This is a genomic window from Microcoleus sp. A006_D1 (genome assembly GCF_036702805.1).
In the GTDB taxonomy this organism is placed as follows: Bacteria; Cyanobacteriota; Cyanobacteriia; order Cyanobacteriales; family Microcoleaceae; genus Microcoleus.
In genome coordinates this window covers 64485-73850 of the sequence record NZ_JAUBVZ010000025.1, presented here as the reverse complement: position 1 = coordinate 73850, position 9366 = coordinate 64485, and the positions used below count along the sequence as shown (strand labels likewise).

General features: G+C 46.8%; 8 protein-coding genes and 1 tRNA gene. 3 read left to right on the top strand and 6 right to left on the bottom strand.

Translation table 11 applies throughout. The features are described 5' to 3' along the window. The first annotated feature begins 416 nt into the window (after positions 1 to 416). Entirely contained in the window at positions 417 to 1382 is a 966-nt protein-coding gene (cofG, locus tag QUB68_RS28430) for a 7,8-didemethyl-8-hydroxy-5-deazariboflavin synthase subunit CofG (protein ID WP_332998260.1), read from the top strand. 360 nt (positions 1383 to 1742) lie between these two features. On the opposite strand, the gene QUB68_RS28425 is transcribed toward cofG, so the two are convergent. From QUB68_RS28425 to cpdA, 3 genes are all read right to left on the bottom strand, one after another. Continuing rightward, entirely contained in the window at positions 1743 to 2519 is a 777-nt protein-coding gene (locus tag QUB68_RS28425; RefSeq protein WP_332998259.1) for an SDR family oxidoreductase, read from the bottom strand. A 203-nt stretch (positions 2520 to 2722) separates the two neighbouring features. Then, positions 2723 to 4201 carry an alpha-amylase gene (locus tag QUB68_RS28420; protein WP_332998258.1) on the bottom strand — a complete coding sequence of 493 codons (1479 nt, stop codon included), beginning with the start codon at positions 4199 to 4201 and terminating at the stop codon, positions 2723 to 2725. Between the two features lie 360 nt (positions 4202 to 4561). Beyond that, positions 4562 to 5479, bottom strand: coding sequence for a 3',5'-cyclic-AMP phosphodiesterase (gene cpdA / locus QUB68_RS28415; protein ID WP_332998257.1), 918 nt, complete (start codon positions 5477 to 5479; stop codon positions 4562 to 4564). A gap of 14 nt (positions 5480 to 5493) precedes the next feature. On the opposite strand from cpdA, the gene QUB68_RS28410 reads away from it, so the two are divergent. Together QUB68_RS28410 and QUB68_RS28405 are read left to right on the top strand one after the other, a co-directional pair. Beyond that, positions 5494 to 5564, top strand: a tRNA-Cys gene (locus QUB68_RS28410). A gap of 124 nt (positions 5565 to 5688) precedes the next feature. Then, positions 5689 to 6759 carry a site-specific recombinase gene (locus tag QUB68_RS28405; RefSeq protein WP_332998256.1) on the top strand — a complete coding sequence of 357 codons (1071 nt, stop codon included), beginning with the start codon at positions 5689 to 5691 and terminating at the stop codon, positions 6757 to 6759. A 20-nt stretch (positions 6760 to 6779) separates the two neighbouring features. Here QUB68_RS28405 and QUB68_RS28400 read toward each other — a convergent pair whose 3' ends face one another. From QUB68_RS28400 to QUB68_RS28390, 3 genes are all read right to left on the bottom strand, one after another. Further along, complete coding sequence (locus QUB68_RS28400; protein ID WP_332998255.1) at positions 6780 to 8432, bottom strand: bifunctional DNA primase/polymerase; 1653 nt, start codon at positions 8430 to 8432, stop codon at positions 6780 to 6782. Positions 8433 to 8437: 5 nt separating this feature from the next. After that, a complete protein-coding gene (locus tag QUB68_RS28395) occupies positions 8438 to 8662 on the bottom strand; it encodes a hypothetical protein (protein ID WP_332998254.1) in 225 nt (74 codons plus the stop codon). Continuing rightward, on the bottom strand, positions 8652 to 9366 hold a 715-nt coding region (locus tag QUB68_RS28390), incomplete at its 5' end, for a hypothetical protein (RefSeq protein ID WP_332998253.1). The genes QUB68_RS28390 and QUB68_RS28395, both read right to left, overlap by 11 nt.

Below are 9366 nucleotides of genomic sequence, written 5' to 3'. Positions count from 1 at the left end.
AGTTGCAAAACTGCGACCACAGATTGGCGCTTTCGCGCTGCTGTAAGGTTGCTGTCATGGTTTTATGATTGCGTTATTTGGTTTTCAATGTTCGTGACGGCTTTGTGTTCCGCCATGTAAATAACATAAACCTTTTATTTCAGTTTGTAAAGGCCCTTTAAGCACATTTTTTTTTATTAATGTTATAGCCAGAGCTGATATAAAGACGTAAAGCTTGCTGTATAAGAGTTTCAAAGTTGAAAGCGGAATTGGCGGGCGATCGCACAAACAAAAAAATGCTCATAATTTAGCTGGGCAACGAGATTCGGGACTTGCGTCAGTGTTAAGATAGATGAAGGGTTGCGATCGCCAACCGCAAAACTCACACTGACAGATATATGTTGTTGCCCAAGTTCGATCGATAAAAGTCCCAAGGAATGTCCCGCACCGTCACCTACAGCCCTGCTTATACCCTGGTTCCAACCTACGAGTGTTACAACCGCTGCACCTATTGCAATTTTCGGGCCCAACCGCTGCAAAGTCCTTGGCTGACAGTCGCAGAAGCCGAAAAACAGCTCAAATTGCTGCTTCCTCAAGGTGTAATTGAAATTCTCATCCTCAGCGGCGAGGTACATCCGCAGAGTCAACGGCGAAAAGCTTGGTTTCAGCGGATTTACGATTTGTGCGAACTGGCACTTAGTCTCGGATTTTTGCCGCATACTAATGTAGGGCCGCTCAGCTTTGAGGAGATGGCACAGTTAAAACAGGTGAATGTCTCGATGGGGCTGATGCTAGAACAGCTTGCTCCAGATTTGTTACAAACGGTTCACCGACACGCACCGAGTAAAGTGCCGGCGCTGCGGCTGCAACAGTTAGAATGGGCTGGGGAATTGAATATTCCGTTTACCACTGGTTTGCTGCTGGGAATTGGGGAAAGTGAGGCGGATTGGATCGAGAGTCTGGAGGCGATCGCCCGGATTCATTCGCGCTACAATCACATTCAAGAAGTTATTTTGCAGCCTCACAGTCCGGGAAACAAGCAAATTTGGGACGGCGAAGTTTTTGATGCTACAAGAATGCCACAAGTAATTGCGATCGCCCGCAGCATTTTACCATCTGAAATCTCGCTGCAAATTCCGCCTAATTTAGTTGCACAGCCCGAAATATTGCTAGCTTGTTTAGAAGCAGGTGCGAGAGATTTAGGCGGAATTGGGCCGCTGGATGAAGTTAATCCCGATTATCCTCATTTACAACACCAAACTTTAACAGAAATTTTAGCAGCAGCGGGATGGCAACTCGTGCAGCGTTTGCCTGTTTATCCTCAGTACGATAAGTGGCTGCCGCAGAGATTGCAAACTGCTGTTAAAAAATGGAGAGTGGGGGAGAATATTTATCAAATATGAATTGTGCGCGGCGGGTTAGAAACCGGGTTTCTTAGAAAAATTAGGGTTTAGTAGCGAGGAATTCGGGAAGAAACCCGGTTTCTCGACACCCATGCGTAAGTCCTGTCAATTTGCCTGATAAGTAAATCCACCTGATTCTACATCAAATATATAGCGGTTCTCAAAAAAGTGAGGATAGCCCTATGCCCTATGCCCTATGCCCTATGCCCTATGCCCTATGCCCTATGCCGTTCGCGTACCTCATCTTTCTGAGAAAGGCTATATATCCCTAAAAAGCTTGCTGTGTATTTCTTTTTCTTGAAATCCGTTACATCCGTTACATAATCCGTTGCCGAACTTCTTCCTTCTACTTATCAAATTTTAAATCAAAGAACCGCCGCCATCAATCCAGACTTCAGTACCTGTGATAAAGCTGGAGGTATCTGATACCAGAAATAACACTAATTGGGCGACTTCTTCGCTAGCACCTGCGGTATTATCAGTCAAAGGAATCATATCTTTAAGGGCATCAGGCTCGACTGGAATGCGCTCTAGATGGCGCTTAACAGTGCTTTGATTGATGCCAGTGAGCACCCCGCCCGGACAGATTACATTGACTCTGATGTGGCTGGGAGCAAGTTCTAGCGCCAGCATTTTTGCAAAAGCTACTTGGGCTGCTTTGCTGCAAGCGTAGGCGGTGGCGCCAACTTTCCTGAAACTTCTGGTGCCATTAATTGAAGATGTAATGACAATGGAACCTCCTTGTTTTTTGAGATAAGGAACAGCATATTTGACTGCCAAAAATGTTCCGGTGAGGTTGGTGTTAATTGTCAGCTCCCATTCATCAAGTTCTATCTCTTCTACGGGCGACCAGATGCCGTTAATCCCCGCATTAGCGAACACAATATCAATTCTTTGATATTCGTCAAAAATTGTTTCAAATGCCTCTTGCATATGCTCAGAATCCGCCACATCTGCGGCAATCGCCAGCCCGCAACCTCCTTCGCTGACCAACTCGCGGACGGTTTCTTGTGCTGTTTCTAAAGTGCGATCGATAATCGCAACTTTTGCGCCTTCCTGGGCCATTAAAATTGCTGCTGCACGTCCAATTCCCGACCCGCCGCCCGTAATAACGGCAACTTTTTCTGCAAGTTTCATAATTTTTTATTTAAATATTTTTTTAGCGCGATCGCTTAAAAATAGAACTATAGAGAGAGAGGACTAAAGTCCTCACTACGAACAGGCTTTACTCATCAAAAATAGCAAAGTGACAAGTGGTTTGATGCGCTAATTATAGCGGTAAGGTGCTTATGGGCGCACCCTACTTCAGGCAGAGGAGTACGTCAATTTTAAGACAGTCCTTACGACTGCGGAACCCAGACAGAAACTGAACCGGCGTTACACCTAAAATCAGCCCAACCATCGTCATTCGTTGCGATCGGTTCTTTGATATGTTCGGTGATGTCAATATAAGTTCGATTCGGCTGTCCAACTTCCATAAACTTAGTGCCATCACCTCCGTTACTGAGTACCACAGCCATGCCGCCCGGATGTTCTTCATCTCCGAGTCGCGTCCAGCCAAGGGTGTTGGCATGATCGAAGTAATCGTACTGATTCCCGTAGGAATAAGTTTGGCGCGCGAACAAGAATTTATCGAGAATCCATTGATGTTTCTCTAACCAAATCTCGTATTCGTTGCCATCATTTGCTGTATCCTTATAATTAGCGCCGTAATAATCCGGGTAAAAAATGCACGGATATCCTTCGCTGCGCAGCAGGATTAAAGCGTAGGCAAGGGGTTTAAACCAAGCCTCGACAACTGATTCTAGAGATTGCAAAGGCTGCGAATCGTGGTTGTCAACCAAAGTAACAGCGAGGCTTGGTTGCTGTTGGACGAGGGTGTTATCAAAAATTGTTCGCAAGTCGTAGCTGTTGCCTGCCTTGCTAGCAGCGTAGAAGTTGTAGTGCAGGGGCGCATCAAATAAGGATACTTTACCGTCCGTTGCTTTGATGAAGTAGTGCAAAGCTTCCACTTCGTAAGACCAATATTCGCCGACGGCAAATAGGTCGCGTTTGGCATAGTTGCGGACGTGTTCCAACCACTCTTGAAAAAATCCTGCTGCTACGTGTTTGACGGCATCAAAACGAAATCCGTCAACGTTTGTTGTATCCACATACCACTCGCCCCAGTATTTTAATTCCCCGGTGACTTCTGGGTTGTCCATATCTAAGTCGCAACCCATGAGGTAGTCAAAGTTGCCTTTTTCTAGGTCTACTCCCTCATCAAATTCTTTGCCTTTTAGCAGGTAAACTGCATGGGTTTCTGTGTCGTAAGCGTTGTAATCAATGGCGTCAAAATGCCACCAATGCCACTCCATACTGGAATATTTTTTGTCGCGACCTGGGAAAGTAAAATGCGTCCAAGCTTTGATTTTTTGATATTCGCCTACGGTGTCATTGCGGTTGTCGGGATTGAAGGGTGTGGCTTCGGCTTCTTCTTCTGCATCGGCACCTAATTTGTGGTTGAAGACAACATCGGCATAAATCCTAATTCCTGCATCTTGTGCAGCTTTGATCGCGCGCAAATATTCATCTTTTGTGCCGTATTTGGTGCGTACCGATCCTTTTTGGTCGAATTCGCCTAAGTCGAATATGTCGTAAACACCGTAACCTACATCCATACCGCCGCCGGTTCCTTTATAGGCGGGCGGCAACCACAGGGATGTAACGCCTATTTTTGCTAAATCTTTTGCAGATTCTGCTAGCTGATTCCACAGGTTTCCATCAGCGGGGTTGTACCAGTGGAAATACTGCATCATAACGCCATTGAGTTGAGACATAAATTGAGTTGCTCCTGATAGAATTGCAGGTGATATTTATTTTTTTGCTAATTGTTAGTATAGCTGTGCCTGCAATTTAGGGTCAATAGATATAATTAGATATTTGGTTTATTTAAAAAATCTATCTGTTGATATATTGACAATTAAATATGTTTTTGATAATATTTTTTTAAACGTATACAACAAGTAAAAAATATCTTGTATGATTTACCCATTGTGCCTCAGAAAGCAGGTTGATTCCTAGATTTTTTGTGGCCAAACCAACCGTGTTCGGAGAAACGGGGTTTGTGAGTGTAAGTCGTATTTTCAAGGCTTGGGGATCAATTTGAACTCTTAATTATAAATTATCAAGATAAATTATCAAGCTGTTGCAAGTTCTGCGGCTACTCGTTCAATCTTAGTTTTCCAAGTACCATCGATCGCCAATTCGAGCAATCTAAATCCGGGCCCGATGGTGTCGAGGACAATCGGAGAGGTTTTGGGTAGCAGTTGGATGCAGGTACTGGGCGCGCCCAAGTAGGAAACTCCGTCTCGCTGTTGCTGAAATTCTTGGTGAATGTGCCCGCAAAGGACGATTTTGATTTGAGGGTATCGATCGACAATTGCGAAAAATTCATCGGCATTGTGCAGCATCATGCTATCCATGATCTCACAGTCGATCGCCAGCGGATGATGGTGCAAGGCAATCATAACAGGTCGATCGCCCGTTTGTTGCAGTTGAGAGTCGAGCCACTGCAAGCTGTCTGGGGAAAGTCGCCCGCCATCGCATCCGGCTTCCACACTCGAAAGCAGCAGAAACTGCCAGTTTCCCAGCATCCACGATTTTTCTGGGGAAAGCGGCGGCTTATCTAATATTTGCTGCATGACTGGGATGTTGTCGTGGTTTCCCGGTATCCAGTAGGCGGGAATTCCCAGGGGGGCGATGAGGGAGACGAGGCGCTGGTAGGATTCGGGTGTTTCGTCTTGGGATAAGTCGCCTGTCAGCAAAAGTAAGTCGGGTGGCGGCTGGATCTGTTGCAGGCGATCGAGAACTGTTTGCAGGGTGCGGGCGGTTGAGAGGCCTTTCCAAGTGCGATCGAGCTCTGCAAACAGGTGAGTGTCGGTGATTTGGGCGACTCGGAGGGGAGAAACTGGTGTCATGGCTGGTGTTGCGGGCGATCGAGCTATTTCTAATGTAGCCTGGGATGGGTTTTGAGGGCGATCGAACTTTGGGCGATCGAAATTTTTGAGAGATATGTTGAAATAATCAGGATTTAGTGTATTATCGTATAACGTCAATTTTCAGACGTGACGGCGGCATAGCCAAGTGGTAAGGCAGAGGTCTGCAAAACCTCCACCCCCAGTTCAAATCTGGGTGCCGCCTTTTTTATCATGGATTAGTGAACCGCTAAAACAACCAATTGACGAGACTTTCGAGATTGTAACAAAGTGTGTATCACACATAATCCACTACAATCAAGTACAGGAATTAATACCGATTTAATACTGTGGAAAATTTGGAACGTGGGCGACTCAATCAGGCGAATGGCCGCTTAAGAGCGGCGAAGGCTGGGGTGTCCATTGTTCAAAAGCACGATCGGCTGTATCTACAGGCGACACTTCCTCCAAAACCCAACTCCGGGAAAGCTGATTCTTACCAACAGCAGATAGCTCTGGGGATTTACGCGAGTCCTGCTGGAATCTCTTTTGCAGAAAAGGAAGCCCGGAAGGTTGGAGCGCTCCTCGCCTCAAGAGCATTTCACTGGAGCCTGTACATCGAAAAAGAACCCGATACTGAGACGATCGCAAGCTGGATACAAAAGTTTGAAGAATCTAAGCGGCAGACGGTTTCCATCACGACATGGAAAACCGACTATGCCCGCCCATTCGGAGTGTTGCCCGCTGGTGAGCCGATCGCCCTCGACACGTTGCTAAGTGCGATCGGCAAAATCAACCCTAACACCCGTCAGCGTCGCCGATTCTGCCTAGCTTTTCGACAGCTAGCTCAATTCGCAGGGTTGGAACTCAACGTTGATGCTCTGATGGGGAGTTACTCGCCGACCAGCGTTCAACCCCGGAATTTGCCAACAGATGACGAGATAGCTGACTGCTTTGCCAGGATTGAGAATCCACAGTGGCAGTGGGTTTATGGTGTTATCGCAGCTTACGGACTTCGTGACCATGAAGCCTTCTATCTTGATATGTCGAAGTTTCCGATTGCCCAAGTGTTAGAAGGTAAAACGGGATATCGGCAGTGTTGGCCACTGTGGCCAGAATGGGCTGAAAGATGGCAGCTTGCAAATATTAAGCGGCCGAATGTAACAGGCGTGGAACACGCAGATTTCGGCGCGAGGGTTTGCAAGTTTTTTGCGCGATCGCCTTTTGATTTCCGTGCTTATGATCTGCGCCACGCTTGGGCTATTCGCGCTGTTAGGCTGGGCTTGGATGCGTCGCTGGCGGCTAAACAGATGGGACATAGTTTGGCTGTTCACAGTAAAACTTACCATCTCGCGCTAAACGAGCGGGAACAGCAACGAGCCTACGATCAGTTACTAGCGCGTGGCAGTGAAAAAGTCTGAGAAATTGAAATTTTCGGGTTTTATGATCGTTTTTGATTGTTATTGTCCCGGTTGTTTTGACTTTGAGTTTTAGACTTTAGATTTCGATCTAGCAACTGACCGATTCCTAAACACTCTTCCAACTCTTCAGAAGGAAGAACATATAAGAAATTATTATTGTCTAAAATTTTTGGCGAGCCTGCATCGAACAATAAGGATTCGTTATCTATTTTCCCTGAGATTTGAATACGTCGCCGCTTGCAAGAAATCAAGCGATGGTTCAAAAGGTAAACGTTGCAGTGCGGCCTAAACCAGTCTGAATGCGCGAAAAATAATCCATCCTCGCGGCACAATTTCGCAGGCATCCCCTTTAATAATGGGAGCCGCTCTGCTAACTGCTTTTTCACGATCGGCGAAACCCCAGCGCGATACCCTCGCACCGGGGCTGATTCTAGCCGATAGCGATTTGAAAGGTGGCGACCGACGGTGGATGTTGATATCCCCCGGCGCTGACCAATCCCTTCCTGTGACCCGCCGTAAAATTGAAAATCCGACTCGCAATATAAGAAGCGATCGCCCTTCGCAAGTACCCGCGCCGGAATTCCGCAGGGGTGAAGTAGATCGCTCGGCCTAATTATGCGAGTCAGAGTCTTGGCAGGGTCTTTTCCTTCTTCTTTATTCCTTCTTCCTTCCTCCTGCTGTTTGCTGTAATAGGAAACTCTTTGAAGATTCTGAGCCTCAACTTCTGTAGCGAGTATGTTGAGCTCAGATAAATCGTCAATATTTATAGCGGCGATCGGCCCGATATCGTCAAGGCCAGCGATCGCTACAACTCTCTCGAAACTTGTGTACCAACAGGTGATCGAATCTCCTTTTTGGCTATAATCTCGCAGCAAACCTAGCTTTTTAGCTTTGCCTAGCAGTTTCCTAATGTGTCCTTCGCTGCGATTTAAGAGGCTGGCAGCTCTGGACAAATGAAAGCTTCCGATTCCACTGCCTTTATTCTTCCCGTAAATTCGACGTGAATTATCTGATCGCCTTGCCAACATCCAAATCGCCAGCGATCGCCTGAAAAATTTGTAGAGCCGCGCTGGGAACCTGATTAAATCGAGTTCCCCTTCGCCGGCGTATTCTGGATGCCAGTTTTCGCAGAGTGTTAACAACCATTCGGGAGCCTGGATTGTTTCAGTCTCGCAAGGGGATTTTTCCCAATAATAAGGTTTGTTCGTGAGTGGATGCACCGAAGGTGGCAGAACACTTTGAGTCCCAAGCCAGCGAAATTCGAGCGATTCTTCCTTGCCGTCTTCGCCGATCGCATCAGTTCCAATTCTCAGATTTCTGAGCCGACCCCATTCCGATTCCGGTACCGAAAAAAGATACTGTTTGCGTCCCTTGCGACCGCTACTCCATGCGACGGTTTGCGTGAACTCTTGCAAGCTATTTTCGCCAGCCAGTTTTTGCAGCAAGTTAGCGGCACCATCGCCATCAACATCGATCGCCAGCAACCCCTCTCCCAATTTCAATCCAATACCGGTGGCGGCGCCGCTCTCTAAATCTTGCAGGCAGCGCAGGCGATCGACATTGCTCTTAGTCCACCCTTTTCGGTATGGCCGTTTTCCACAAACTGGTTCTAAAATCCAGTTTGCAGGAAGCGTCAAGAGAGATTCTGAAATGGTAGGAGCGGCTGATTGCATCTTCGTTACCGCCGCCCTGGATGCAAATCTAGAATGGCGGCGCAATTCGGCAAGTGCCAGCGGTAAGTAGCTCTTCTTCCGTTTGTGCGGCGAATATCCCTAAAGTGCTTGCCGTGTTTGAAAGTTTCGTCTTCTTTCAGGTTGAATAAGTGTCCGATACTGCACCCCAATTCTGTTGCTGCGGTTTTGGTGGGCACCCAGTCGTTTGATAATGGTTTCTTAATGCTCATTTAGTTGCTCCGGCAGTATTTCTCGAAAAGCTATTGTTTCCTTTTTGCCGGATTCCCATTCCACTTGCACTTCTGGTCGCTCGGATTCGACGATTTCCATTGCTAGCACTTTCCCTCGCCTAGAGGAACGTTTAGCTGTAACGTATTGCCCAACTCTGAGGTTTGCAAAATTTTCTAATTCCTTGATTTTCCTGGTTCGATCTTCTACCTTCCTGGCGAAAATACTTTTGTTTTGCTCCTCTGCATTTTCCAGCTCTGCTTCCGCGTGGCACTTCCAGTCTTCGAGGTTTTTGCGCGTGCGAATTACAGCCTCTTGGAGTTTTTGAGGCAGGTCGCTGGTTGGCGATGAAGTTACTGGCGAGAGATTTAGTGCTCCAATATTTGTCGATTCGGCGTATTTTTCCTCGTTCCACTTCACCCAGACTTGTGGCAGTCCACCTCGCGAAAAGTCTAGCTTTGTTACTTCTCCGTGAATCCCTTGAGCCACTTTTTTTTCTACGACTTGCCCGATACTGATTCCTTCAAAAGTATCTAGTTCTAGTAATCGGCTATATGAGTCGTCCAGCGCCTTTTCTGATTTTGCTGATTCTGATTTTTTCGCACCTTGAAGTTTCTTGTCATTCCGGTTTATATCTTCCCTTACCTTTTTTCGCCACTTGGAGATTTCTGCTTTCATTCCTGAGAATTTCGAGGTTTCGGGAGCG

What these genes read in the sequence shown, in the direction of transcription:
- cofG (WP_332998260.1), top strand. Translation starts at nt 417, where the DNA reads ATGTCCCGCACCGTCACCTACAGCCCTGCTTATACCCTGGTTCCAACC.
- QUB68_RS28400 (WP_332998255.1), bottom strand. Translation starts at nt 8,432, where the DNA reads ATGCAATCAGCCGCTCCTACCATTTCAGAATCTCTCTTGACGCTTCCT.
- QUB68_RS28425 (WP_332998259.1), bottom strand. Translation starts at nt 2,519, where the DNA reads ATGAAACTTGCAGAAAAAGTTGCCGTTATTACGGGCGGCGGGTCGGGA.
- QUB68_RS28395 (WP_332998254.1), bottom strand. Translation starts at nt 8,662, where the DNA reads ATGAGCATTAAGAAACCATTATCAAACGACTGGGTGCCCACCAAAACC.
- QUB68_RS28420 (WP_332998258.1), bottom strand. Translation starts at nt 4,201, where the DNA reads ATGTCTCAACTCAATGGCGTTATGATGCAGTATTTCCACTGGTACAAC.